General features: G+C 73.0%; 25 protein-coding genes. 22 read left to right on the plus strand and 3 right to left on the minus strand.

Annotated elements, in window-relative coordinates:
• The first annotated feature begins 16 nt into the window (after positions 1–16).
• From ACFY0I_RS33160 to ACFY0I_RS33200, 9 genes are all read left to right on the plus strand, one after another.
• The gene (locus ACFY0I_RS33160) at positions 17–1,213 is read left to right on the plus strand and encodes an ROK family glucokinase (RefSeq protein WP_388902686.1); all 1,197 of its coding nucleotides are present in this window, start codon (positions 17–19) and stop codon (positions 1,211–1,213) included.
• Positions 1,210–1,800, plus strand: coding sequence for a hypothetical protein (locus ACFY0I_RS33165; protein ID WP_388902688.1), 591 nt, complete (start codon positions 1,210–1,212; stop codon positions 1,798–1,800). Before ACFY0I_RS33160 ends, ACFY0I_RS33165 begins: the two co-directional genes overlap by 4 nt.
• A 45-nt stretch (positions 1,801–1,845) precedes the next feature.
• Positions 1,846–2,478: an MBL fold metallo-hydrolase gene (locus tag ACFY0I_RS33170; RefSeq protein WP_388902690.1), complete on the plus strand. Its 633-nt coding sequence runs from the start codon at positions 1,846–1,848 to the stop codon at positions 2,476–2,478.
• A 30-nt stretch (positions 2,479–2,508) separates the two neighbouring features.
• Complete coding sequence (locus ACFY0I_RS33175; RefSeq protein WP_388902693.1) at positions 2,509–3,288, plus strand: exodeoxyribonuclease III; 780 nt, start codon at positions 2,509–2,511, stop codon at positions 3,286–3,288.
• A gap of 124 nt (positions 3,289–3,412) precedes the next feature.
• The gene (locus ACFY0I_RS33180; protein ID WP_388902695.1) at positions 3,413–3,853 is read left to right on the plus strand and encodes a DUF6278 family protein; all 441 of its coding nucleotides are present in this window, start codon (positions 3,413–3,415) and stop codon (positions 3,851–3,853) included.
• A 145-nt stretch (positions 3,854–3,998) separates the two neighbouring features.
• A complete protein-coding gene (locus ACFY0I_RS33185) occupies positions 3,999–4,742 on the plus strand; it encodes an amino acid ABC transporter ATP-binding protein (RefSeq protein ID WP_388902698.1) in 744 nt (247 codons plus the stop codon).
• Between the two features lie 11 nt (positions 4,743–4,753).
• Positions 4,754–5,662 (plus strand): glutamate ABC transporter substrate-binding protein, encoded by a 909-nt coding sequence (locus ACFY0I_RS33190; protein WP_388902701.1) that lies wholly within the window; start codon positions 4,754–4,756, stop codon positions 5,660–5,662.
• A 17-nt stretch (positions 5,663–5,679) separates the two neighbouring features.
• A complete protein-coding gene (locus tag ACFY0I_RS33195) occupies positions 5,680–6,324 on the plus strand; it encodes an amino acid ABC transporter permease (protein WP_281204081.1) in 645 nt (214 codons plus the stop codon).
• On the plus strand, positions 6,321–7,199 hold the full coding sequence (locus tag ACFY0I_RS33200) for an amino acid ABC transporter permease (RefSeq protein WP_388902704.1): 879 nt from the start codon (positions 6,321–6,323) through the stop codon (positions 7,197–7,199). The genes ACFY0I_RS33195 and ACFY0I_RS33200 overlap by 4 nt, the downstream gene beginning before the upstream one ends.
• 40 nt (positions 7,200–7,239) lie before the next feature.
• On the opposite strand, the gene ACFY0I_RS33205 is transcribed toward ACFY0I_RS33200, so the two are convergent.
• Together ACFY0I_RS33205 and ACFY0I_RS33210 are read right to left on the minus strand one after the other, a co-directional pair.
• The gene (locus tag ACFY0I_RS33205) at positions 7,240–8,829 is read right to left on the minus strand and encodes a CocE/NonD family hydrolase (RefSeq protein ID WP_388902706.1); all 1,590 of its coding nucleotides are present in this window, start codon (positions 8,827–8,829) and stop codon (positions 7,240–7,242) included.
• Positions 8,830–8,973: 144 nt separating this feature from the next.
• Complete coding sequence (locus tag ACFY0I_RS33210; protein ID WP_388902708.1) at positions 8,974–10,194, minus strand: Ig-like domain-containing protein; 1,221 nt, start codon at positions 10,192–10,194, stop codon at positions 8,974–8,976.
• A 300-nt stretch (positions 10,195–10,494) separates the two neighbouring features.
• Here ACFY0I_RS33210 and murJ point away from each other — a divergent pair, with 300 nt between their 5' ends.
• The 7 genes from murJ to ggt all read left to right on the plus strand — a co-directional run bounded on the left by murJ (position 10,495) and on the right by ggt (position 19,048).
• The gene (gene murJ / locus ACFY0I_RS33215) at positions 10,495–12,177 is read left to right on the plus strand and encodes a murein biosynthesis integral membrane protein MurJ (RefSeq protein ID WP_388902778.1); all 1,683 of its coding nucleotides are present in this window, start codon (positions 10,495–10,497) and stop codon (positions 12,175–12,177) included.
• A gap of 39 nt (positions 12,178–12,216) precedes the next feature.
• Positions 12,217–12,897 (plus strand): response regulator, encoded by a 681-nt coding sequence (locus ACFY0I_RS33220; protein ID WP_388902710.1) that lies wholly within the window; start codon positions 12,217–12,219, stop codon positions 12,895–12,897.
• Positions 12,898–12,903: 6 nt separating this feature from the next.
• On the plus strand, positions 12,904–14,352 hold the full coding sequence (locus ACFY0I_RS33225; RefSeq protein ID WP_388902712.1) for an ATP-binding protein: 1,449 nt from the start codon (positions 12,904–12,906) through the stop codon (positions 14,350–14,352).
• Positions 14,349–14,867, plus strand: a complete 519-nt coding sequence (locus tag ACFY0I_RS33230) for a hypothetical protein (protein WP_388902714.1) — start codon at positions 14,349–14,351, stop codon at positions 14,865–14,867. Before ACFY0I_RS33225 ends, ACFY0I_RS33230 begins: the two co-directional genes overlap by 4 nt.
• A gap of 71 nt (positions 14,868–14,938) precedes the next feature.
• Complete coding sequence (locus tag ACFY0I_RS33235) at positions 14,939–16,198, plus strand: cytochrome P450 (protein WP_388902717.1); 1,260 nt, start codon at positions 14,939–14,941, stop codon at positions 16,196–16,198.
• 180 nt (positions 16,199–16,378) lie between these two features.
• Complete coding sequence (locus tag ACFY0I_RS33240) at positions 16,379–17,131, plus strand: hypothetical protein (RefSeq protein WP_388902720.1); 753 nt, start codon at positions 16,379–16,381, stop codon at positions 17,129–17,131.
• Positions 17,132–17,248: 117 nt separating this feature from the next.
• Complete coding sequence (gene ggt / locus ACFY0I_RS33245; RefSeq protein WP_388902721.1) at positions 17,249–19,048, plus strand: gamma-glutamyltransferase; 1,800 nt, start codon at positions 17,249–17,251, stop codon at positions 19,046–19,048.
• A 21-nt stretch (positions 19,049–19,069) separates the two neighbouring features.
• On the opposite strand, the gene map is transcribed toward ggt, so the two are convergent.
• A complete protein-coding gene (gene map, locus ACFY0I_RS33250) occupies positions 19,070–19,837 on the minus strand; it encodes a type I methionyl aminopeptidase (RefSeq protein WP_388902724.1) in 768 nt (255 codons plus the stop codon).
• A 65-nt stretch (positions 19,838–19,902) separates the two neighbouring features.
• On the opposite strand from map, the gene ACFY0I_RS33255 reads away from it, so the two are divergent.
• The 6 genes from ACFY0I_RS33255 (at position 19,903) to ACFY0I_RS33280 (ending at position 25,890) form a co-directional block, all read left to right on the plus strand.
• The gene (locus ACFY0I_RS33255; RefSeq protein ID WP_388902726.1) at positions 19,903–20,154 is read left to right on the plus strand and encodes a helix-turn-helix domain-containing protein; all 252 of its coding nucleotides are present in this window, start codon (positions 19,903–19,905) and stop codon (positions 20,152–20,154) included.
• A 674-nt stretch (positions 20,155–20,828) separates the two neighbouring features.
• Complete coding sequence (locus tag ACFY0I_RS33260; protein ID WP_388902728.1) at positions 20,829–21,200, plus strand: hypothetical protein; 372 nt, start codon at positions 20,829–20,831, stop codon at positions 21,198–21,200.
• A gap of 204 nt (positions 21,201–21,404) precedes the next feature.
• A complete protein-coding gene (locus ACFY0I_RS33265; RefSeq protein WP_388902730.1) occupies positions 21,405–21,785 on the plus strand; it encodes a PPOX class F420-dependent oxidoreductase in 381 nt (126 codons plus the stop codon).
• Positions 21,786–21,830: 45 nt separating this feature from the next.
• Positions 21,831–23,588 (plus strand): hypothetical protein, encoded by a 1,758-nt coding sequence (locus ACFY0I_RS33270; RefSeq protein WP_388902731.1) that lies wholly within the window; start codon positions 21,831–21,833, stop codon positions 23,586–23,588.
• 167 nt (positions 23,589–23,755) lie between these two features.
• On the plus strand, positions 23,756–24,598 hold the full coding sequence (locus tag ACFY0I_RS33275) for a nitrilase-related carbon-nitrogen hydrolase (protein ID WP_388902733.1): 843 nt from the start codon (positions 23,756–23,758) through the stop codon (positions 24,596–24,598).
• Between the two features lie 38 nt (positions 24,599–24,636).
• Complete coding sequence (locus tag ACFY0I_RS33280) at positions 24,637–25,890, plus strand: aspartate aminotransferase family protein (protein WP_388902779.1); 1,254 nt, start codon at positions 24,637–24,639, stop codon at positions 25,888–25,890.
• Positions 25,891–25,895 lie beyond the last annotated feature (5 nt).

A 25,895-nucleotide genomic window follows, 5' to 3' on the forward strand; every position in this document is an offset into this window, starting at 1 on the left:
GGGACGACACGACTCGATGAGCACGTACCGGGACTTCACGCTCGCCCACCGGGGGGCGGCGCGGGGCACCGTCCTGCGGACCGTCGGGACCCGTGAGCGCAGGTCGCTGCTGACCGCCCCGCGCGTCCCGACCGTCGGCATCGACATCGGCGGCACCAAGGTGATGGCCGGTGTCGTGGACGCCGACGGGGTCATCCTGGAGAAGATCCGCGCCGAGACCCCCGACAAGTCCAAGAGCGCCAAGGTCGTCGAGGACACCATCGTCGAGCTGGTGCTGGACCTGTCCGACCGGCACGACGTCCACGCCGTGGGCATCGGGGCGGCCGGCTGGGTCGACGCCGACCGCTCCCGCGTCCTGTTCGCCCCGCACCTGGCCTGGCGCGACGAGCCGCTGCGCGACGCCCTCCAGTCGCGGCTCGCGGTCCCGGTCATGGTGGACAACGATGCCAACACCGCCGCCTGGGCCGAATGGCGCTTCGGTGCCGGGCGCGGCGAGGACCACCTCGTCATGATCACGCTGGGTACCGGCATCGGCGGCGCGATCCTCGAAGGCGGCCAGGTCAAACGGGGCCGCTACGGAGTCGCCGGCGAGTTCGGCCACATGCAGGTCGTGCCCGGCGGCCACCGCTGCCCCTGCGGCAACCGCGGCTGCTGGGAGCAGTACAGCTCCGGCAACGCCCTGGTCCGCGAAGCCCGCGAGCTGGCCGCCGCCGACTCCCCGGTCGCGTACAACATCATCGCCCGCGTCGGCGGCAACGTCGCGGAGATCACCGGCCCGCTCATCACCGAGCTGGCCCGCGAGGGGGACGCCATGTGCGTCGAACTCCTCCAGGACATCGGCCAGTGGCTCGGCGTCGGCATCGCGAACCTCGCCGCCGCCCTCGACCCCTCCTGCTTCGTCATCGGCGGAGGTGTCAGCGCCGCCGACGACCTGCTCATCGGCCCCGCCCGGGACGCCTTCCGGCGCCACCTCACCGGCCGCGGCTACCGCCCCGAGGCCCGCATCGCCAAGGCCCAGCTCGGCCCGGAGGCCGGCATGGTCGGCGCCGCCGACCTCGCCCGGCTCGTCGCCCGCCGCTTCCGTCGCGCCACCCGCCGCCGCGTCGAGCGCCACGAACGCTACGAGCGCTACGCGCAGCTCGGCCGGCGCACCGCCACCGGCTCCACCGACGCCCCGGACGCCCCGGGCCCCAAGGACACAGGACAGCAGTGACCCCGCCCTCCCTGCCCCGCCAGGCCCCGCCCCCCGGGTCCGGCGACACGCCCGCGCCCACCGTCGAGGACCGCAGACACGTGGTCCGGCGCCGCTGGATCACCGCGATCATCATCCTGCTGCTCGTCGGGGTCCCGGCGGGCTACCTCGCCGTCTCCGCCCAACAGAGTCGCCAGAGCGGCCGCGACAAGGCCGCGAAGGTCGGCGCGGTCAAGGTGCGCGAGGCCTGGCCGTCCAAGGTGCAGCGCAGCATCTACGAGGTGCCCATCCCGCTGATGGCCTCGCTGGTCGGGTACCTGGAGACCAACAACTGGCGCACCAGCCGGCTCTACGTCCAGTTCGGCGTCTCACCCGAGCAGCTCGACGCGTTCCTGACCGACATCGGCACCGACCGGGCGGCGCTCACCCCCGGAGTGTCGATCTCCACGCACGACGCGGGCGTCGCCGGCTGGAGCTGGAGCCCGAAGCACCAGTGGTACGGGGTCACCCTGGACGCGCGGGACCCCCGCCCCACCCGGGACGTCACGGTCGACCTCACCAACCCGTCCAACCCCCGCGTCTACGTCGTCTCCACCACGATCCCGTAGGCCCGGGGCGGGACCACGGGACCCCGGCCGGCCTAGCCTGGGATCATGAAGCTCACCAAGCGGCTGCACTCCTGCGTCCAGTTGGAGAAGGACGGGCGCACGCTCGTCATCGACCCGGGCGCCTTCAGCGAACCCGACGCCGGCCTCGGGGCGGACGCCCTGCTGGTCACGCACGAGCACCCCGACCACTTCGAGGAGGGCCGGCTGCGGGCCGCGCTCGACGCGAACCCGGCCGCCCGGCTGTGGACGCTGCGCGCCGTCGCGCAGCGGCTCGCGCCCGCCTACCCCGGCCGCGTGCACACCGTGGGCCACGGCGACGCCTTCGAGGCCGCGGGGTTCGAGGTGCAGGCGCACGGCGAACTGCACGCGGTGATCCACCCCGACATCCCGCGCGTCACCAACGTCGGCTACCTCGTGGACGGCTCGCTCTTCCACCCCGGCGACGCCCTGACGGTGCCCGGGGTGCCCGTCGAGACGCTGATGATCCCGGTGCACGCCCCCTGGAACAAGATCGCCGAGGTGATCGACTACGTCCGCGAGGTCAAGCCGGGGCGGACCATCGACATCCACGACGCCTACCTCGCCGACATCGCCCGCCCCGTCTACGACACGGCCCTGAACGCCCTGTCCGGCGCCCCCCACGGCCGACTCACCGCCGGGGACCACACCGACCTGTGACTGTCGGTGCGGGGCGGTAGGTTGGGACGCATGCGCATCGCCACGTACAACGTCAACTCGATCACCGCCCGGCTGCCGCGGCTGCTCGCCTGGCTGGAGAGCTCCGGCACGGACGTGCTCTGCATCCAGGAGACCAAGTGCTCGGCGGAGCAGTTCCCGGCCGCCGAGCTGCGCGAGCTGGGCTACGAGTCCGTCGTCAACGCCACCGGCCGGTGGAACGGCGTCGCCCTGCTCTCCAAGGTCGGCCTGGAGGACGTGGTGATGGGCCTGCCGGACGGGCCGGACTACGAGGGCGTGCAGGAGCCCCGCGCGATCTCCGCCACCTGCGGCGGCGTGCGCGTCTGGTCGGTCTACGTGCCCAACGGCCGCGAGGTCGAGCACGACCACTACGGCTACAAGTTGAACTGGTTCGGTGCCCTCACCACCGCCATCGCGCAAGACGCGGCCGGATCGCGCCCGTTCGCGGTGCTGGGCGACTTCAACGTGGCGCCGACCGACGAGGACGTCTACGACCCGGCGGTGTTCGCGGGCCTCACGCACGTCACCCCCGCGGAGCGCGCCGCCCTGGAGGCGCTGCGCGCCGCCGGCCTGTCCGACGTCTTCCCGCGCGCCCTCAAGTACGACCGGCCGTACACCTTCTGGGACTACCGGATGCTCGCCTTCCCCAAGAACCGCGGCATGCGCATCGACCTCGTCTACGGGAACGAGCCCTTCGTGAAGGCCGTCAAGGACGCCTACGTCGACCGCGAGGAGCGCAAGGGCAAGGGCGCCTCCGACCACGCCCCGGTCGTCGTCGACCTGGAGGTCTGAGGACCCGGGCCGGGACGCCGCGAGCCCGGCCCGGGATTTCGCGAGCCCGGCCCGGGTCCTGCGATCCCGGCCGGACAGGCGCGCCCTGTGGCCGGCGGCCGTTCCTGGTGCCACGCTGGACGGCATGCACATCCCTTTCCTGGCCAACTGGCTGAACCGGCACGAAACGGAACAGGGTCCGGGGCTCGCCGTCGCCCTGGCGGACGATCCCGAGGGAATCGCCGAACTGTTCTCGGAGTGCGAGATGCTGCGGGCCCAGGCGAGGGCGGCCGGGCTCGAACTCGACGGGACCCCCGCCTCGTTGGAGGCGCTGGACCAACTGATGCCGCGCTGGCGGCGGGACCCCGAGGCCGTGCCCTGGCTGGGCAACGACGCCGGGTTCTACCTCGGGACGGTGATCGTCCGAACCATCCCGCACGCCGCCTGGCAGGTCTGGCCGAACGGCCTGCCGATGATCCGGCTGGCATCGGGACGCGAGCTGGACGTGATCGGGTCCGGGGTGTCCTGGGCGATGACCGGGTCCCCCGAACTCAGCCAGGCCTACGCCGAGGCCTCCGAAGGCTGACCCCAGCCGCCCGCCGCCCCGGGCCCGTACCGCGACGCACCCGGTGTGCTTTATGTACCTTTTAGGCGTGTCGGGGGGAAGTCGCCTTCGGCGGCTGGATAGTTTGCGCTGACCTCGACACACCGACAAGTGGGCAGGGCAGCGTATGGCCGTCGATCCGTTGATCGAGCTGCGGGACGTCAACAAGCACTACGGGACGTTGCACGTCCTCCAGGACATCAACCTCACCGTCGGCCGCGGGGAGGTGGTGGTGGTCATCGGCCCCTCCGGCTCCGGGAAATCCACCCTCTGCCGGGCGATCAACCGACTGGAGACCATCGAGTCGGGCACGATCACCCTCGACGGCAAGCCGCTCCCCGCCGAGGGCAAGGAACTGGCCGGGCTGCGGGCCGAGGTCGGGATGGTCTTCCAGTCCTTCAACCTCTTCGCCCACAAGACCGTCCTCGCGAACGTCTCGCTCGCGCAGATCAAGGTCAGGAAGCGCAAGAAGGACGAGGCCGACAAGCGCTCCCGGGAACTGCTGGACCGCGTCGGCCTCGCCGACCAGGCCGAGAAGTACCCCGCCCAGCTGTCCGGGGGCCAGCAGCAGCGCGTTGCCATCGCCCGGGCCCTGGCCATGAGCCCCAAGGCCCTGCTCTTCGACGAGCCCACCTCGGCGCTCGATCCGGAGATGATCAACGAGGTGCTGGAGGTCATGCAGCAGCTCGCCGCCGAGGGCATGACGATGGTCGTCGTCACCCACGAGATGGGCTTCGCCCGCTCCGCCGCCAACCGCGTCGTCTTCATGGCCGACGGCAGGATCGTCGAGGACCGCACCCCGGAGGCCTTCTTCACCGCCCCCGAGAGCGAGCGGGCCCGGGACTTCCTCTCCAAGATCCTCAAGCACTGAGGGGCCGCCCGATGAAACACACCCGCGCGCTGGGCGCCCTCCTGCTCGTCCTGCTCCTCGCCGTGGCCGGCTGCGGCAGGCCCGGCAGCCCCCCGGTCAAGGGACCGCAGCCCGAGGACCTCCCCGTCTACAAGGTCGCCACCGGCTTCCAGCTGCCGCAGTCACCCACCTGGGAGAGGGCCAGGAAGCGCGGCCACCTGGTGGTCGGCGTCAAGGAGGACCAGCCGTACATGGGGGAGAAGGACCCCGCGAGCGGCCGATACTCCGGCTTCGACGTCGAGATCGCCAAGATGATGTCGGCCGCCCTCGGCTTCGACCCCAAGACGATCGAGTACAAGACCATCGCCTCCGCCAACCGCGAGACCGCCCTGCAGAACGGCCAGATCGACTACTACGTGGGCACCTACACGATCAACGACAACCGCAAGAAGCAGGTCGGCTTCGCCGGGCCCTACTTCATGGCCGGCCAGTCCCTCCTGGTCCGCAAGGACGAGAAGGACATCAAGGGCCCCGACGACCTGGCGGGCAAGAAGGTCTGCTCGGCCGCCGGCTCCACCCCCTACCAGCGGCTCCAGAAGGAGTACCCCAAGGCCGTCCTCGTCGCCTACGACACCTACTCGGTCTGCGTGGACAACCTGCTGACCTACCAGGTCGACGCCGTCTCCACCGACGACTCCATCCTGCTGGGCTACGCGGCCAAGGTCCCCGAGGAGCTCAAGGTGGTCGGCGACCCCTTCTCCGAGGAGCCGTACGGCATCGGGGTACCGCGCTCGGACAACGCCCTGCGCTTCGCCCTCGACGACGCGCTGGAGGAGAACGAGAAGAACGGCAACTGGAAGAAGGCCTACGAGGCCACCCTCGGCCTCTCCGGCGAGCCCGCCCCGACACCGCCCGCCATCGACCGCTATCCGGCGGGCTGAGGGGAGACCGCACCGCCATGGACGTACTCACCGACAACTTCGCCCTCTACGGAGAGGGCTTCCTCGGCACCGTGGAGCTGACCGTCTACGCCAGCCTCCTGGCCCTGGTCCTGGGCTTCCTGATGGCCTCCTTCCGGGTCGCGCCCGTCGGATCCTTCCGCGTCTTCGGCACGGTCTGGGTGACCGTGCTGCGCAACACCCCCCTCACCCTGCTCTTCTTCGCCGTGCTGCTGGGCCTGCCCCGCTTCGGGATCGTCCTGCCCTTCCAGCTCTTCGCCGTCCTCGCCCTGGGCTGCTACACCTCCGCGTTCATCTGCGAGGTGCTGCGCTCGGGCATCAACACCGTGCCCAAGGGCCAGGGCGAGGCCGCCCGCAGCCTCGGCATGTCCTTCGAGCAGAACCTGGGCTCGGTGATCCTGCCGCAGGCCTTCCGCTCGGTCATCCCGCCGATCGGCTCCACGCTGATCGCCCTCGCCAAGAACTCGGCGATCGCGGGCGCCTTCAGCGTCAACGAGCTGCTGGGCACCTACAAGACCCTCAACGAACTCGGCTACAGCATCATCTGGACCTTCGTCTGGATCGCCGTGGGGTACCTGATCATCACCCTGTCCATCAGCCTGCTCTTCCACGTGCTGGAGAAGCGCTACGGAGTCGCCCGATGACCGCGCACGGGCTGAAAGGGGACCTGGGGTCCTCCGCCCTCTACGACCTGCCCGGCCCACGGGCCCAACGCCGACACCTGTTCTACGGGATCGGCTCCACCGTGCTCATCCTCGCCCTGCTGGCCTGGATCCTCTACCTGCTGTTCGACACCGAGCAGTTCACCGCCGCCAAGTGGAGCCCCTTCACCTACCAGGGGATCCAGGAGCTGCTGCTCAGGGGTCTGTGGAACACCCTCAAGGCCTTCGTCTACGCCTCGGTGCTCTCCCTCCTGCTCGGCGCGGTCCTCGCCTGCGGCCGGCTCTCGGTCCACCGGCCCGCGCGCTGGCTGGCCACGCTGTGCGTGGAGTTCTTCCGGGCCATGCCGGTGCTGGTGATGATCTTCTTCATCTTCGTGGCGCTGAAGGTGCAGCCGCTGCCCGCCCTGGTCGCGGGGCTGACCCTGTACAACGGGTCGGTCCTGGCCGAGGTCTTCCGCACGGGAATCAACTCCGTGGAGAAGGGGCAGCGGGAGGCGGCGTACGCGCTCGGCATGCGCAAGACGCAGGTCATGACGTACGTCCTCGCCCCGCAGGCCGTGCGGGCGATGCTACCGACGATCATCAGCCAGCTCGTGGTGGCACTGAAGGACACCTCGCTGGGCTACCTGATCACCTACGAGGAGTTCCTGCACGCGGGGAAGTTGATCGCCTCCAACCTGGACTACGACCTGCCGTTCATCCCCGTCGTGATGATCATCTCGCCGATCTACATCGGCATGTGCATGTTGCTCTCCTGGTTCGCCACCTGGGTGGCCCGGCGCGAGCGGGGCAACCCCAAGACCGAGGCGGTCGCCGTCCCGGACGCCGGTCCGGGAGGGCTGCTGCCGGGAAGGTAGCGGCGCGCGGGCGCACCCACCGCCCGGCAGCAGCCGTGGATCACTGCTCGCGCAGCGGCACGGAGACCCAGCTCGGATCGGTGCGCGGCGAGGAGAAGGTCAGCTGCGCGCCGGTCGGGTTGTGCTCGATGTAGAGCGGGTCGACGGTGTCCACGACGAGGGCGAGCCGGTGGCCCGCGGGCACGTCGTAGGCGGTGGAGAAGAGCTCCAGGTCCACCCCGAAGGCCTGCCCGGGGGTCTTGCCGTGGAAGGTGTACGGGGCGTTGCTGACCAGCTTGCCGAGGCCGAGCGGGCCGACGTCGTAGAGGTAGGCGACGAAGGTGCCGTCGCCCTTGGTGGGCGTCACGGTGGTGTGGAGGCGGACGGTGCCGCGGATGCGGCGCTCCTCCTCGTAGCGCTGCGATTGCCAGACGGCGGCGAAGGAGCGGGGGAGGAGGGGGATCGAGGCGACCGGGGGCGTCTTCAGGAACTGGTCGAGGAGGTTGGAGAGCATGACGATGCCGCCGTTGGCGCCGGAGTCCACGTTGGCGAAGACGTGCTCGCTGTCGGAGAGGGCGATCCGCTCGGTGCCGCCGGAGCCGACGGACTTCCAGTCGGCGTAGCCCTCGTAGCCGCCGGTGCTGCGGGACTTGATCTGCACCGGGGCCTCGGTGTCCACCCCGTTGCGCTCGCCCTTGAGGTAGCGGTCGAACCAGCGGTGAGCGTTGGTCCAGGTGTCGTTGGGCAGCCCGAGCAGGCCGGTGGCCTCGGCGGTGGCGTGGTCGCCGGGGCGGAACTCCAGGCGCTTGGGGCCGGTGAGCTTCTCGTAGAAGGCGGCGTACTGGTTGGGCGGGAAGATGGTGTCTCCCCAGGCGTTGCCGAGCATGATGGCGGCGCCGTTGGCGTTGATCCGGTCGACCTTCTCGGCGGGTGACCGCTTGCGGCCCCAGTCGATCATCGCCTGCTCCTTGTCCAGCTTGGAGCCGAGGAAGTCGCCGAGGATCTGGCGGAGTTCGGGTCCGGGGCGGCCGGTGATGGCGCCGGCGGCGCCGAGCAGGCCGGCGGCCTGGAGGTGCTGGGTGCGTCCGGAGTAGATGGACTCGATGAGGTCGGCCCAGCCGCTGAGCGCGACCACGGCCTTGATCCGAGGATCGTGCGCGGAGGCCAGCAGGCTGATGCCGGCGCCGTAGGAGACCCCGCCCAGGCCGATGCGTTCGGGATCGGCGGGGGTGGTGGCGAGGGCCCAGTCGATGACGGCGGAGACGTCGGCGACGTCCGCGGGGCCGGCCGTCTCGATCTCTCCGCCGGAGAGCCAGAAGCCGCGCGAGGTGTAACCGACCACGACGTAGCCGGAGTCGGCGAGCTTGCGGGCCTGGGCGATGTATTCGATCTGCGGCATGCCCCAGCTGGTGGGGAGCACGATCAGCGGGTAGGTGCGGCCGGGCGTGGCACCCGCGGGGGTGAAGACGTTGCCCTTGAGGGTGATGCCGCCGGAGCCGGGGATGTCGTGGAAGCGCAGCTCCGGCTGAGCTGCCGCGGCCGGGGCGGGTGCGGCGGCCGACGCCGCCTGGGCCTGGTGGGGGGCCAGGCCCAGGGCGGCGGCGGCGAGCAGGGCCGCCACGGCTGCTGCGGTGGTGGTGCGGACTGGCATCGGTCGCTCCTCACGTGCGCCGGTGTCAAAGTGACCCGACGGTAACGGGAGGGGCTTACCTGGGGTAACCCGTGGGTAAGTTACGTGGTGGTAACAATTGACCAATAGTCAACAGGCCGAAGGGGTGGAAGGAGTCCCTCCGGGTCAACCGTTCTGCGCGCCGCCGCCCAGCGCGCTCTTGGCCTTCCACTCGTCCCAGGACAGGTTCCACTCGCCGTAGCCGTTGCCGAGCTCGGCGTTGCCCTTCGATCCCTTGCCGACGACCTCGAACGGGTCGCCGACCTGCACCTGCCCGTAGAAGGACTTCGCGTTGGCGTCGCTCATGCCCACGCAGCCGGAACTGGTGTTGGCGTTGCCGAAGTTGGCGGTGTTCCACGGGGCGGCGTGCGCGTACATGCCCGACCAGGTCAACCGCATCGAGTAGTCGACCATCTTGTCGTAGCTGTCACCGAGGCCCACCGTCTGGGAGTCCATCCGGATGGTGCCCTCCTTCGCCATCAGCACCATCTTCCCGGACCACGAGGCCTTCTGGCCGCCGGGAGTGCCCGCCGAGACGGGGATCGTGCTGACCACCTGACCGCCCTCGGTCACCGACAGCTTCTTCGTGTCGAGGCTGACCTCGATCCGCCGATCCTTGCCGATCTTGAACTCGGTGTTGTAGTCACGGGCGAACAGCCCGCCGCCCTGCCCGGAGTCCACGCCGTTCAGGTTCATCTCGACCTTCACGTCCGTACCGGACTTCCAGTACTCCTTCGGCCGCCAGTCCACCCGGTCCTTGCCCGAGTAGTCCTTGAACCAGCCCCACGACCCCTCGGTGTTGTCCGAGGCCGTGACCTTCAGCTGCTTCTCCACCTCGGCCTTGTTCTTCACCGGGTTGTCGAAGACGAGCGAGACCGGCATCGCGACACCCACCGTGCTGCCCTTGGGGATGTTGATCGAGACCTTGTTCACCTTGTCCGCGGCCGAGGTCTTGAACTGTGCGTCGGCGCTCTGACTGTCGGTGTTCTGCGCCTCCACCTTGTACTCGGTGCCCGGCGAGGCGTTGCGCTCGGAGGTCCAGCTCTTCCCGTCGGCGGATATCCGCCCGGGCAGCTCCCCGCCCTTGCCGTCCGTCACCTTCACCTGCGCGAGCTTGCCCTCGGCGACGGTCACGGTGACGGGCTCGCCCGCCTTGACCTGGTCTCCCGTCAGGTTCACCGAAACCGCCATGGCCGGCTTCTGCTTCATCTCGCCCTTGCCGCTCGCGCCGGCGTCCGAGCCGCCCCCGCAGGCGGTCAGTGCGGCGGCCAGGAGTGCGGCGGTGGCCGCCGGTGCGGCGTGACGGCTCCGACGGCGCGGCAGTGCGGTACGGCTTGTGCGGCTCAACGAAAACCCCTCCGAAAGTAACGATCGTCCGTAAGCAAGGAGCGAACGGGGCGCCTTCGGGTTGCGCCTTTTGCGGAAAATATCCGGACGATCTCCGTCGACGCGCACCCGGGCCCGCCCACGCCGACCCTCCCCCGCCCGGTCCGGGACCTTCGCCCCGACATCAGGACCGAAAGGCCCTACCGGACGGAGGTTCCCTGCCCCAAGAGCGATGTCAGGGGCATGCCGGACCGGCGGGTACGCTCCAACTTCCGCCCGCCCGACGACGCCCCGTCGGGCGTCACCGACCTGGAGGCCCCGATGACCGCCACCGGAACGAGTCCGGCCGAGGCGCCCGTCGGCGCCGTCGACACGGAGGGCCCCGCGAAGGCCGGCGGCTCGCTCCTGCGCAGCGGCGCCCTGATGGCCGCCGGTTCGATCGTCTCCCGCGCCACCGGATTCGTCCGCTCCGCCGTCGTCGTCGCCGCACTCGGCACCCAATGGCTCGGTGACTCCTACGCCGTCGCCAACACCGTGCCCAACATCCTGTACATGCTGCTCGTCGGCGGCGCCCTCAACGCCGTCTTCGTCCCGGAGCTGGTGCGCGCGGCCAGGGAACACGCGGACGGCGGCGCCGCGTACACCGACCGGCTGCTCACCGCCTGCACCGCGGCCCTCGTCGCGCTCACCGCCGTCGCGGTGGTCGCCGCCCCGGCCATCATCGGCGCGTACACCCCCTACGGCGGCGACCGGTTCGACACCAGCGTCGCCCTCGCCCGGTTCTGCCTCCCGCAGATCCTCTTCTACGGCCTGTTCACCCTGCTCGGCCAAGTACTGAACGCCCGCGGCCGCTTCGGCGCGATGATGTGGACACCGGTCCTCAACAACCTCGTCATCATCGGCGTCTTCGGCCTCTTCCTCGCCCTCTCCCACGACGCCCCCGAAGGCCTCACCGCCTCCGAGACCCGGCTGCTGGGCATCGGCACCACCGCCGGCATCGTCCTCCAGGCACTGGCCCTCATCCCCTCGCTGCGCGCGGCCCGCTTCCGCTGGCGCCCCCGCTTCGACTGGCGCGGCAGCGGCCTCGCCCGCCCCCTGCGCAACGCCGGCTGGCTCGTCCTGCTGGTCCTGACCAACCAGATCGCCTACTGGGTCGTCACCCGCCTGTCCACCACCGCCGGGGACGTCGCGGACCGGGCGGGCCTCGCCGCCGGCGTCGGCTACACCGCCTACAGCAACGCCTACCAGCTGTGGATCGTCCCGCAGGGCATCATCACCGTCTCCCTCGTCACCGCCCTGACCCCCCGCATGGCGGCCGCCGCCGGCGACGGCGACCTCACGGCCGTACGCCGGGACGTCTCGTACGCGCTGCGCACCAGCGCCGCGCTCGTCGTGCCCGCCGCCACCGCCTTCGCCGTCCTCGCCCCCTGGGTGATCGGCAGCGTCTTCGGCCACGGAGCCACCACCCCCGCCGACATCGAGGTCATGGCCGGCATCCTGATCGCCTTCGCCCCCGGCCTGATCGCCTTCTCCGGCCAGTACGTGCTCTCCCGCGCCTTCTACGCCCTCTCCGACACCCGGACCCCGTTCTTCCTGAACCTGGTCATCGCCGGGCTGAACGCCGCCCTGTCGGCCGCCGCGTACTTCCTGCTCCCCACGCGCTGGGCCGTCACCGGCATGGCCGCGGCCACCACCGTCGCCTTCGCGGCGGGCGCCGCCGTCACCGCGTACGCCCTCTCCCGACGGCTCGGCCCGCGCCCGGCGACCCGTACCGCGCCCGCCGGCTCCGCCGTACGGACCCACCTGCGACTGCTCGCCGCCTGCCTGCCCGCCGGCGCCGCCGGGTACGCCGCCGCCCGGGGCGCGGACCGGTTCGGCGACGTCGTCGCCGCCGGCGCGGGAACCGCCACGATCGTGCTCGTCGTCGTTGTCCTCGCCGGGCCGCTGCGCCTGACGGAGATCACCGACCTGCTGAACTCCCTGCGGCGCCGGATCGGCCGTTAGCGGGAGGAACGCCACCGACCTTCTGGGGATACTGACCGGATGCCACGCGTACTGCTGATCGAGGACGACCCTTCCATCCGGGAAGGCGTGGGACTCGGGCTGCGCCGCCGCGGCCACGAGGTGAGCGCGGCGGAGACCGGCGAGGAGGGGCTCGCCCTCATGGCGGGCTTCCACCCCGAACTCGTCCTGCTCGACCTCATGCTGCCCGGCATCAACGGCGTGCAGGTGTGCCGCCGGATCCGCGAGACCAGCGAGGTCCCGATCATCATGCTCACCGCGCGCGGCGACGACTTCGACATCGTCGTCGGCCTCGAGGCCGGGGCCGACGACTACGTCGTCAAACCCGTCCGCACCGAGATCATCGAGGCCCGCATCAAGGCGGTGCTCCGCCGCCTCGGCGACGCCGGCGCCCGCTCCGGCGTCGAGCAGCACGGCGAGCTCGCCGTCGACCGGGCCGGACTGACCGTCGCGAAGAACGGCGAGCGCGTCGCCCTCGCCCCCAGTGAGATCAAACTGCTCCTCCACCTCAGTGCCTCGCCCGAGCAGGTCTTCTCCCGCCGGCAACTGCTCGAGTACGTGTGGGAGCACAGCTACCACGCCGACGCCCGACTGGTGGACGCCTGCGTCCGCCGGCTCCGCAACAAGATCGAGGACCCCGGGGCCGGCCCCCGCTACATACAGACGGTGCGGGGCTTCGGCTACCGCTTCGGACCGCTGTAGCCGGCCGTGCGCGACCTCGCCCCCCTCGGCCTGCGCACCCGCCTCATCGCCGCGTTCCTCCTCGTCGCCGCGATCAGCGCGGTGGGCACCGCGGCCCTCACCTACCAAAGGGCCCGCACGGCGGTCCTCACCCAGAGCCAGGACACCGCCGTCAGCACCCTGCGGGACCAGTTGGAGGGCCAGACCCTCGTGCTGCCGATGGAACAGCAGCAGCTCCAACGCCTCGTCACCGACATCGGCAAACGCGGCAAACCGCACCCCTGGGTGGTGTTCGGCGAGTACGGCACCCTGCGCGCCTCCTCCAACGTCACCCCCGCGACCTCCGCGGTCCTGACCGACCGGCTCCGCCGGCAGGTCGCCGCCAACCCGCACGGCGCCTTCCAACGCGTCGAGGACGGCCGCGGCGAGTCCTACCTCACCATCGGCATGCCCGCCGTCATGGACTCGGGCGACGGCCCCGCCCGACCCACCGGCGTCGTCCTCTACGCCGTCATGCCGCTCGGCGCCGAGGAACAGACCGTCGACGCCATGGTCGAGGCCGCCCGCCAAGGCGCCATCCCAGGCCTCGCCATCGCCGTCATCCCCGCCCTGCTCGCCGCCCGCAGCGTCCTGCGACCCGTACGGGACATGCGGCGCGCCGCCACCCACCTGGGTCGCGGCCGGCTGGACACCCGCATAGAGGTCCGCGGCTCCGACGAACTCGCCGGCCTCGCCCGCACCTTCAACGAGACCGCCCGCGCCCTGGAGGAATCGGTCGCCGAACTCCGCGACGCCGAGGCCCGCGCCCGCCGCTTCGCCTCCGACGTCTCCCACGAACTGCGCACCCCCCTCGCGGGGATGCTCGCCGTCACCGAAGTGCTCGATGAGGACGCCGAACAGCTCGACCCCGACACCGCGAAGGCGCTGCGCCTGATCAGCTCCGAAACCGGGAAACTGGCCGTGCTCGTCGAGGACCTGATGGAGATCTCCCGCTTCGACGCCCGCGCCGCCGAACTCAACCTCGACGACGTCGACGTCGCCGAAGCCGTCGGCAAGACCCTGGAACTGCGCCACTGGGACGACGACCGGGTGACCGCCGATCTCCCCCCGGACATCCGGGCCCGTCTCGACCCGCGCCGCTTCGACGTGATCCTCGCCAACCTCGTCGGCAACGCCCTGCGACACGGCTCCGCACCCGTACGGATCTCCGTGCGCACCCAGCCCCACCCCGCCGGGGAACGCCTGCTGATCGAGGTCAGCGACAGCGGCCCCGGCATCGCCCCCGCGGTACTGCCGCACATCTTCGACCGGTTCTTCAAGGCCGACGTCGCCCGCACCCGCTCCGCCGGCAGCGGCCTCGGCCTCGCCATCACCCTGGAGAACGTCCGCCTCCACGGCGGCACCCTGCGCGCCGCCAACGCCCTCGCGGCCGGAGCGGTGTTCACCGTCGACATGCCCCTGGAGGCCGTCACGTGAACCGCCGCCCGCCCCTTCCCGGCCGCCCGACCGCCGTCGCCCTGGCCCTCACCGGCCCCCTGCTGCTCACGGCCTGCGGGATCGCCCCCACCGGCGTCGTCGAGAGCGGCGCGCCCGCCCGGGTCGCCGTCGCCGCGCCCGCCGGCGGGCCGCTCGCCTTCTTCGTCGGCCCCGACGGGCGGCTGGTGCCCTCGCCGCAACCCCGGACCGCGGACAGCACCCCGCTGAGCGGCGTCCTCGGGCTGCTGCGCGGCCCCGGCCGCACCGAGCACCGGGCCGGGCTCGGCACCCGACTGCCCGCCGTCGAAGGCCCGGACGTCGCCGCCGTGTCCGTCGTCCCCGTCGGCGACGACGGGCTGGACCTGCGCGTCCCCTTCCCGGTCGCCGGCCTGGACGCCGTCGCCCGCGGCCAGCTCGTGTGCAGCGCCGCCTCCGGTCCCGGCTCCGGCTACGAGGTCTTCCTGCACGGCCCCGACACCGCCCTGGACCCCGAACGCTGCCACCCGGACCACTGACCCGTCGCCGCCGGAACCTCCCGCCCCGGGCCCCCTTGCGGACGTCCCGCCCGCCCGCCACCGTGTGGACCATGCAACGCGCCGCCGACGTCCCCGACGTCTTCGACCCCCGCGTCTACGCCGAAGGCGTCCCGCACGAGCGCTACCGGACGCTGCGCGACCGGCACCCCGTCTCCTGGCAGGCCGAGCCCGAGATCCAGGGCTGGCCCGCCGGCCCCGGCTTCTGGGCCGTCACCCGGCACGCCGACGTCGTCCGCGTGCTGCGCGACCACGCCACGTACTCTTCCTGGGCCGGCGCCACCCAGATCCGCGACCCCGACCCGGCCGACCTGCCGTTCCTGCGGAGCACCATGCTCAACCAGGATCCCCCCGGGCACGGCCGGCTGCGCCGCCTCGTCGCCCGTGCCTTCACCCCCGCCCGCGTCGACGCCTTCACCGACCGGGCCCGCGACCGGGCCCGTACGCTCCTCGCCGCCGCCCGGGACCGCGCCGAGGACGGCAGCACCGACCTGGTGGCCGCCGTCACCGACGAATACGCCCTGCTGAACCTCACCGACCTGCTGGGCGTCCCGCCCGCCGACCGGGCCCTGCTGCTGGAGTGGACCGTACGGATCATCGGCTACCAGGACCCCGAGGACGCCCCCGAACCCGTCACCGGCCCGGACGGCACCCCGCTGAACCCCCGCTCCCCGGCCCTGCTCGGCGAGATGTTCGCGTACGCCCGGGACCTGGCCGCGTACAAGCGCGCCCGCCCCGGCGAGGACGTCATGACCGCCCTCGCACAGGCCGGGCTGGAACCCGCCGAACTGGAGATGTTCTTCTTCCTGCTGACCGTCGCGGGCAACGACACCGTGCGCAGCGCCGCCCCCGGCGGGCTCCTCGCCCTGGCCCGGCACCCCGACGCCTACCGCCGGCTCGCCGACGGCAGCGCGCCCATGGACCGGGCGGTCGACGAACTCCTGCGCGTCCACCCGCCCGTGCTCAGCTTCCGCCGCACCGCCGTCCGGGACACCGTCCTCGCCGGCGCCCGGATCCGGGCGGGCGACAAGGTGGTGGTGTTCCACGCCTCCGCCAACCACGACGAACGCGTCTTCGTCGACCCGCACCGCCTCGACCCGGCCCGCTCGCCCAACCCGCACGTGTCCTTCGGCGACGGGCCGCACGTCTGCCTCGGCGCCCACTTCGCCCGTCTCCAACTGCGCACCCTCCACGAGGAATGGCGCACCCTGCTGCCCGCACCGGAACTGACGGGCCCACCACGTCGGTTGGTATCCAACTTCATCAACGGGATCACCCGCCTCCCCCTGCGGGTGACCGGGCCGCCCGTGTGACGTCGCCGCCGGCCGAACCCCGCCGAGGGCCCCGGACGGCGGGCCGAGCACAATGGTGCGCACGTCGTCGTTCACGCGGCCGGAGACGGACATCCACCCGGCAGGGACCGCGCGGGGACGGGGTCCGCCCCGCCAGGGGCAGCGGCGTCGACGTACCGACCCGTGGAGAAAGCTGTGAACATGCCTGACGCACCGACCGGGGACCGGCCGGACTGGGGAACCGCCTTCCGTTCCATCGCCGACGACTGGCTCTTCGCCGATGTCGACGGCCCCCTCCCGTCCGAGGCGGTCCTGCCGCTGGAGAACCCCGACCTCTACGACCGCGGTGTGTGGGACAAGCACCTGAAGATCGAGGAGCGCTACCGCACGGTCTCCATCGGCGTGTACGCGGGCCGGCGGATCGCCGTCCTCAACGCCAAGCTCGGCGCGCCCGCCGCGGCGATGGCCATCCAGGCGGCGGCCGGCCGCGGCGTGCGCACCCTGGTCGGCGTCGGCTACTGCGGAGCCGTCGCCGACAACCTCCGCTGCGGCGACCTGCTCGTCCCCACCGGCGCGGTCTCCGCCGACGGGACCAGTGCCGCCCTGTGCCCCGGCCGCTACCCGGCCGTCGCCGACCACCAGCTCGTACGGGCCCTGCACGACACCGCCCCGGGCACGCTGCGCGACGGCCTGGTGCACACCCTCGACGCCGTCTACACGCAGGACTCGGCGCTCGTCGAGGAGTGCCGGCGCACCGGCGTGTCCGGCATCGACATGGAGACCGCGGCGGTCCTCACCGCGGCCCGACTCTCCGGGATGCGCGCCGCCACCCTCCTCGTCGCCAGCGACCACCCGGGCCTCGGCCTGCCCACCGACGGAGCCCTCATCGGCGCCGGGTTCGACCGTGCCATGGGCCTGGCCCTGGAGGCGCTGACCGCCGGCGGCACCCGGTAGGACCACCCGTCGGGGCCGTGTCCGCCGCGGCTCCGGTCGGGGCGGGCCGGGCGGTTCCCTGACGGAGCGGCGGGGCGAGCGCTAGGCTCTGCGGACGTTGTCGACCGGAGGTCCGCCATGCACCGTCCTGCCGCACGTTCGTTACCGCTGCTCGCCCTGGTCGGAGCGCTCGTCTCCACCGGCGCGGCAGCCCCGCCGTCGTCCTCCGGTGCCCCACCCAAGGTGCCCGTCGCCGCCGGGTACGGCGGGGCCGTCGCCAGTGTCGACCAGGACGCCTCCGCCGTCGGGATCGCCGTACTGCGCGCCGGCGGCAACGCCGTGGACGCGGCCGTCGCCACCGCCGCCGCGCTCGGCGTCACCGAGCCGTACTCGGCGGGCATCGGCGGAGGCGGCTACTTCGTGTACTACGACGCCCGTACCCGCCGCGTGCACACCATCGACGGCCGCGAGACCGCCCCGGCCACGGCCACGGACACCCTCTTCCAGGAGAACGGCGTCCCCATCCCCTTCGCCGAGGGCCAGACCAGCGGACGCGGCGTCGGAGTGCCCGGCACCCCCGCCACCTGGAAGAGCGCCCTGGACTCCTGGGGCACCCGGCCGCTGCGCCACCTCATGAAGCCCGCGGAGAAGTTGGCCCGCGACGGATTCACCGTCGACGCCACCTTCCGGGCCCAGACGGCCGCGAACGAGGAGCGTTTCAGGGACTTCCCCGACACCCGCGCGCTGTTCCTGCCGGGCGGGGCGCTGCCGGTCGTCGGCTCCACCTTCAAGAACCCCGACCTGGCCGACACGTACGCCGAACTCGGACGCAAGGGGACCGGCGCCCTCTACCGGGGCCCGATCGCCGACGACATCGTCCGCACCGTCCGCAAGCCCCCGGTCGACCCGGCGGCCGTGCGCACCGTCCGCTCCGGCGACCTGACCGCCGCCGACCTGCGCGCGTACGCGACGAAGCGGCAGGCACCGACCCGGGTGGGCTACCGGGGTCTCGACGTCTACGGCATGGCGCCCTCCTCCTCGGGCGGCACCACCGTCGGCGAGGCCCTGAACATCCTGGAGCGCAGCGACGTCCGCGAGCTCTCCGAGAGCCAGTACCTGCACCGCTTCATCGAGGCCTCGCGGATCTCCTTCGCCGACCGGGGCCGATGGGTGGGCGACCCGGCCGCCGTGGACGTCCCGACGCGCGACCTGCTCTCGCAGCGCTTCGCCGACTCCCGGGCCTGCCTGATCCGGCCCGACCGGGCGCTGACCAGCCCGCTGGCCCCGGGCGACCCGCGCCGGCCGGCGCCCTGCGCCACCACGGGCGAGGCGGCGCCGACCACGTACGAGGGCGAGAACACCACGCACCTGACGGTCGCCGACCGCTGGGGCAACGTCGTGTCCTACACCCTGACCATCGAGTCCACCGGCGGCAGCGGGATCACCGTCCCGGGGCGGGGCTTCCTGCTGAACAACGAGCTGACCGACTTCTCCTTCGCGCCGGCCGCTCCCGGCGTCCCGGACCCGAACCTGCCCGGCCCCGGCAAGCGGCCGCGCTCGTCGATGTCCCCGACCATCGTGCTGGACGACGGGCGCCCGGTGCTGGCCGTCGGTTCCCCGGGCGGTGCCACGATCATCACCACCGTCCTGCAGACCCTGCTCGGCCACCTGGACCGGGGCCTGCCGCTGGTCGACGCCATCGCGGCCCCGCGCGCCAGCCAGCGCAACCAGACCACCACCGAGCTGGAACCGGGCCTGTGGAACAGCCCCCTGCGGGCCGAACTGGAGGCGCTCGGCCAGGGCTTCCGGCAGAACCCCGAGATCGGCGCCGCCACCGGCGTCCAGCGACTGCCGGACGGCCGCTGGCTCGCGGCGGCCGAGACCACCCGTCGCGGCGGCGGATCCGCGATGGTCGTCCACCCGCAGGGGAGGTCGTAGACACCGCCGTGGCCCCGGGAGCTACGGGGCGGTGAGGATCCTGGGACCGTCGGCGGTGATCGCGACCGTGTGCTCCGCGTGCGCGGCGCGGCTGCCGTCGACGGTGCGCAGGGTCCAGCCGTCGGCGTCGCAGGTGTAGTCGTCCGTGCCGCCCGCGGTCAGCATCGGCTCGATGGCCAGGACCATGCCGGCGCGCAACTTCATCCCGCGCCCCGCCGGACCCTCGTTGGGCACGCCCGGGTCCTCGTGCATGCTGCGGCCGATGCCGTGGCCGCCGAAACCGTCGGGGATGCCGTAGCCGGCGGCGCGGCAGACGCCGCCGACGGCATGCGCGATGTCACCGATCCGGTTGCCCGGTCGGGCGGCGGCGATGCCGGCGGCGAGGGCCTCCTCGGCCGTGGCGATCAGCCGCAGGTCGGCGGGGCGGGCCCGGCCCACCGTGAAGCTGATCGCCGAGTCGCCGGCCCAGCCGCCGAGCTGCGCCCCGCAGTCGATGCTGACGAGGTCGCCGTCGCGCAGCCGGTACTCGTCGGGGATGCCGTGCACGATCGCGTCGTTGACCGAGGCGCACACCACCGCCGGGAAGGGCACCGGCGCGAACCGGGGCCGGTAGCCGAGGAAGGGCGAGGTGGCACCCGCCTCCCGCAGCACCTCGCGCGCCGTCCGGTCCAGTTCCAGCAGGGACACCCCGACGGCGGCCGCGGCCCGCACGGCGGCCAGGGCGTGCGCGACGACCCGGCCGGCTTCGCGCATCTCGTCGATCTCACGGTCCGTCTTCAAATTCACCATGCCAATAACTATACCGGTATAACTTTACCGGGATAGTAATGGGGGGTCGGGGGTATGCTGGCCGCATGGTCCGTACCCCGTTGACACCCGAAGAGCGTGAACGCGGCGAGCGCCTGGGCGCCCTGCTGCGCGAGGCCCGCGGCGCCCGCAGCATGGTCGAGGTCGCGGCGGGGGCCGGGCTCTCGGCCGAAACCCTCCGCAAGATCGAGACCGGCCGGGCCCCGACGCCCGCCTTCTTCACGGTGGCCGCGCTCGCGGGCGCCCTGGGGCTGTCCCTGGACGACGTGATGCGCCGCTGCGCCTTCGTACCGGTCTGAGGCGCGACGCCGTGCGCCGGTGTCCGGCGCCGGCGGCCGGGCCCGTCCGGGGGGCCGGGGGCTGATGCCTGGCGGCTGACGCTTGATGCCTCAGGCCCCAGGCCTCAGGCCTCGCGCCTCGCGCCTGACGCCACGTCGATGTCCGCGCCCGGAGCCCGGCCCAACAGGAACCAGTCGCCCCCGCTCACCGGGCCGCCGCCGTCACCGGCTCAGCCCCCGCACGGCGCGAACGGCGACCGCTGCCGCTCCCACCAGGACTCGCACCGGCACGCGCCGAACGGCGACCGACACTCCGGGCACGGCGGTTCCGTCGGCCCCGGCTCGGCGCTCTCCCACCCGGCGGGCTCCGGGGCGCCCGCGCGGCGGAACAGTCGGCAGGCGCAGGGAGCTTCGTCCGCGACGCCCAGACACCGGCCCAGCGAGGGGACGTGAACCCCCCGCTCGTGAGCGCAGTCGCCACACACGTGCGCGGCCCGGCCGCCGGCCATCGGGCACTCCTTCCGGCGGAACGCCGACCCCGGCGGGTGGGGGAGCGGGCACCGCGCCCGGCCACCGTACGCCCCCGGTGCGATGATCCGACAGGGCGCGGTCCCGGGCCGCCGCCCGGGGAGAGTCCGGCGGCCGATCAGCCCAATCGGTGGGGGAGCGCCGGAACTCGGGGGAAGCGTGAAGGCGTGTCAGCAACGAACGCAACGAAGGCAACGCACGCCGCCAACGCAACGAACGCAGCCAGCACACGCTCCGCGGCGGGCGGCTCCACCGCGGCGGCAGGAAGCATCTCCGCGGCGCCCACGACCGGCACGGCGGCCCGGAGCGTGAGGGCGGCGGAGCTCGATGCGGCCGTACCCGTACCCGGGTCCGTACCCGTCCACCACCTCAACGCGCCCGGCGCGGCCAACGCGTCGAAACGGCTCGGCCTCGGGCTGCTCGGCGCCCTCCTCGCGGGCGGACTGCTCCTCGCCGCCTGTTCCGTCCCCGACGACCGGCCCCCCGCCCCCGACCCGGGCGACGTGGTCCTCCCGCACCAGGGCGGGACGCGGAAGTAGCCGCGGGCCGACGTCGGCGCGCGCCCGGCGGTGTGCGGCACGCCCGCCGGGTCTCCACCCGCTCCGGTGGTCGGACGGTACCGCCCCCGAGGGTGGCGGGGCTCCGCTGTCGACGGCCGGGCGACGGCCAGGTTCGGCGGCCGGGGAGCCGGGTGGCTCGACGCTCTCCCGGCCCGGTCCGGCGACACCCCTTAGGCTCCCCCCATGTCCCTTGAACAGCTGGGCCGAGCCCGGTACGTGAGCCTCACCACCTTCCGCAAGGACGGCACCCCCGTCGCCACCCCCGTCTGGGCCGTCGCCGACGGCGCCGAGCTGTACGTGTGGACGCGCAGCGACTCCTGGAAGGTCAAGCGCATCCGCAACAACGGGAAGGTCACCGTCGTCGCCTGTGACGTGCGCGGGCGCGTCGTGGAAGGAGCCCCCGTGCTGGAGGGCCACGCGCGACTCCTGGACGGGGAGGGGCTCAAGCGGGTGCGCCGGCTGATGATGCGCAAGTACACGTGGCAGTTCTGGATGTTGGACGTACCCGCGGCCCTGGCGCGGGGCGGGAAGCGTCCGCACACCGGGATCGCCGTCAAGCTTTGAGATTCCCGTAGCCCGCCCGTAACACGGGTGGGATGCAATGCGGTCATGGAGACGCCGACTTCACTGGTGATCGGGCAACTCGCCAACTGGTTGCGGGGGTTGACCCAGAGGCTGGATCCCGGGGCAGGCTGGTACGGGGAGTTCCTGAGGCGGGATCCCGAGGGGATGCGGGCCTGTCTGGAGGGCGTCGCGGTGCCGCCGTGGGACGTACTGGACTCCCTGCTCGCCGACCTCGCCGACCGCGCGGGGGCGGCGGGCGCCGGGTCGGTGGCGCGCGAAGCGCAGTACGCCGCCGGGCTGCGGGCCGCGGCGGTCGCCGCCCGGGACGCCACCCCGGACGGGGCGCGGGAGCTGCCCGCGCTCTTCGCGGCCGCCGCCGAGCAGCGGGCCGTGTCGGAGGCGGCGGTACGGATCCTGACCGGGCGGCTCGGCTCGGCGGGCGGTGACCCGGCGGAAACGGCCGCGCTCGAGCGGGAGCTGTCCTGGAGCCGGGACGACGCCGCCCGCGCGGCTTCGCGGCACACCGACCTGACGGCCCGCCTGCGCACGTCGGCCCCCGGGCCCCACCCGACCCGACCTGCCCCGACACCGACCGCGGCGCCGAGGGCCGGCGGCGCGGGGGGCCCGGGCCGGGCCGTGGGGCCCGGTGGGGCGTACGGGTTCGACGGGGCTGCGGGCCCCGGTGGGGGTGAGGCGCCCGGCCGGGGCGCTGCCGGTGAGCCGCTGCCCGCCGTGCCCCGCCAGCGGGAGGCCCGCCCGCACCCCGCGGCGTTCTCCGCAGCGGAGCCGCCCCCGGAGGAATCCGACGCCTCCGCCGGGGTGCCGGTGGGGCGGGCCGAGGGGCGGTGGCTGCGCGGTGGGGCGCGGCGGTCCGGTGGCGCCCGGTACGCGGGCGCCGCGAACGCGCAGCCCCTGCCCTTCGCCCCGCCGCCGGGGCAGGCGGATCCGGACGCGCCCGCCCCGGGCGGGGTGCTCCCGGCGCCCCGCGGGGCGCGCTTCGGCATCCGGAACGCCGCCACCGACGCGCCGGACCCCCGCGCCGCCGCATCCGACGCCCCGGACGCGCCCGCTCCGGACCCCGGTTCCCGGAACCCCCGCACCGCGGGCCCCGGTGCGCCGGCTCCGTACGCGGACGCCTCCGGACCCGATGCCCCGGTTCGCCACGCCCCCGGCCCCCAGTCCCCGTACACGGACGCCCCCGCCCCCGGGTCCCCGGCTCCGTACGGGGACACCGCCCGGCCCCCGGCCCCCTACGCCGCGCCCGCCCCCGGCGCGGGGGAGGCGTCGGTCGGGGGCTTCGTGGCGCGGCTCCTCGACCTGCGCGCACGCGGCCTGGGCGGTGAGGCGCACGCCCTGTTGTGCGAGGCCGCCGGTTGGCCCGCCGCGCTGCTGCCCGCCCTCGCCGCCGGGCTCGGCCGGGCCGGCCTCGCCTCCGACTGGGCGACCCTGCTGTGGGAGGCGGCCTCGCTGCCGCCCGTCCGGCTCGCCGAGGTCGCGGCCGCGCTCGGGGACGCGGGCCGCGACACCGACTGCGGCCGGCTGCTGCGCCAGGGCGTCGCCCGCCCCGCCGCCGAGGTGGCCGACGCCGCGCTCGCCCTGGGGGCCGCCGGCCGGGAGCGCGAGGCCCACGCCCTGCTCGGGGCCTTCGTGGGACTGCGCACCGCGGAGGAAGCCGCCGCCCTCGCCCGCCGGGACCCCGGCTGGTTCGTGCCGAGGCTGCTCCACGAGGCCCGGTCCCTGCAAGGGACCCGACACCGGGACCTGGCGCACGCCCTGAGGGTGGCCGGGCTGCCGGGCACCTGAATCGCCCGCCTGCCGACCGTAAACGACCGTGTGGCGACGTAACTTGATCGACTACTCCAACTGCGCACGGCGGTCTTGCCCCGGGCTGGGACGCGGCCTACCTTCGACTCCCTACGCACCCCGTCTACGTGCGTAGAAGTCGGCGTTCCCGTCGCGAGGAGCAGCTCATGGCCCAAGTCGTCCGCGCCGCACTCGTCCAGGCCACCTGGACCGGTGACACCGAGTCGATGATCGCCAAGCACGAGGAGCACGCCCGCGCGGCGGCTGCCCAGGGTGCGCGGATCATCGGCTTCCAGGAAGTGTTCAACGCCCCCTACTTCTGCCAGGTGCAGGAGCCCGAGCACTACCGCTGGGCCGAGGCCGTCCCCGACGGCCCCACCGTCCGCCGGATGCAGGAGTTGGCCCGCGAGACCGGCATGGTGATCGTCGTACCGGTCTTCGAGTTGGAGTCCGAGGGCTTCTACTACAACACCGCCGCCGTCATCGACGCCGACGGCAGCTACCTCGGCAAGTACCGCAAGCACCACATTCCCCAGGTCAAGGGCTTCTGGGAGAAGTACTACTTCCGTCCGGGGAACCTCGGCTGGCCCGTCTTCGACACGGCCGTCGGCCGGATCGGCGTCTACATCTGCTACGACCGCCACTTCCCCGAGGGATGGCGCGAACTGGGTCTGGCAGGAGCCCAGTTGGTATACAACCCGTCCGCCACCCACCGCGGCCTCTCCGCGCACCTGTGGCAGCTGGAGCAACCCGCCTCCGCCGTCGCCAACGAGTACTTCATCGCCGCGATCAACCGCGTCGGCCGCGAGGAGTACGGCGACAACGACTTCTACGGGACCAGCTACTTCGTCGACCCGCGGGGCAAGTTCGTCGGCGACGTCGCCAGCGACAAGGAGGAGGAACTCCTCGTCCGCGACCTGGACTTCGACCTGATCAAGGAGGTCCGCGACCAGTGGGCCTTCTACCGCGACCGCCGCCCCGACGCCTACGGAGGGCTCGTACAGCCGTGACCAACCCCATTCCCCTGCACAGCCGCCACCGCACCGTCATGCCCGACTGGCTCGCGCTCTACTACGACCGCCCCATCGAGCTCACGCACGGCGAGGGCCGCCACGTCTGGGACGCCGACGGCAACCGCTACCTCGACTTCTTCGGCGGCATCCTCACCACGATGACCGCGCACGCCCTGCCCGAGGTGACCAAGGCCGTCTCCGAACAGGCCGGCCGGATCATCCACTCCTCGACCCTCTACCTGAACCGGCCGATGATCGAGCTGGCCGAACGGGTCGCCGCACTGTCCGGCATCCCCGACGCCCGGGTCTTCTTCACCACCTCCGGCACCGAGGCCAACGACGCCGCCCTGCTGCTCGCGACGACGTACCGCCGCTCCAACCAGATCCTGGCCATGCGCAACAGCTACCACGGCCGGTCCTTCTCCACCGTCTCCATCACCGGCAACCGCGGCTGGTCCCCGACGAGCCTCTCGCCGCTCCAGACGTACTGGGTGCACGGCGCCGTCCGCTCCCGCGGCCCCTTCGCGGCGCTCCCCGACGCCGAGTTCACCGCCGCGGCCGTCGCCGACCTGGAGGACGTGCTCGGACAGGCCCGCGGGGGAGTGGCCGCGCTCATCGCCGAACCCATCCAGGGCGTCGGCGGCTTCACTTCCCCGCCCGACGGACTGTACGGGGCGTTCCGCGAGGTCCTCGACCGGCACGGCATCCTGTGGATCAGCGACGAGGTGCAGACCGGTTGGGGCCGCACCGGCGAACACTTCTGGGGCTGGCAGGCCCACGGCCAGAACGGCCCGCCGGACATCCTCACCTTCGCCAAGGGCATCGGCAACGGCATGTCCATCGGCGGCGTCGTCGCCCGCGCCGAGGTGATGAACTGCCTCGACGCCAACTCGATCTCCACCTTCGGCGGCTCCCCGATCACCATGGCCGCCGGCCTCGCCAACCTCTCCTACCTGCTGGAACACGACCTCCAGGGCAACGCCCGCCGCGTCGGCGGCCTGCTCCTGGAACGGCTGCGCGCCATCGCCGCCCACGTGCCCGCCGTACGGGAGGTCCGCGGCCGGGGCCTGATGGCCGGACTGGAACTCACCGAACCCGGCACCGACCGGGCCGCCCCGGAGGCCGCCGCCGCCGTCCTGGAGGCAGCCCGCGCGGCCGGCCTGCTGCTCGGCAAGGGCGGCGGCCACGACACCAGCGTGCTGCGCATCGCGCCGCCGCTGTCCCTCACCGTCGCCGAGGCGGAAGAGGGCGCCGCCATCCTCGAACAGGCGCTCCGCAGCATCACGTAGGGGGA

The sequence above is a fragment of the Streptomyces sp. NPDC001568 genome (assembly GCF_042893755.1).
Classification (GTDB): Bacteria; Actinomycetota; Actinomycetes; order Streptomycetales; family Streptomycetaceae; genus Streptomyces.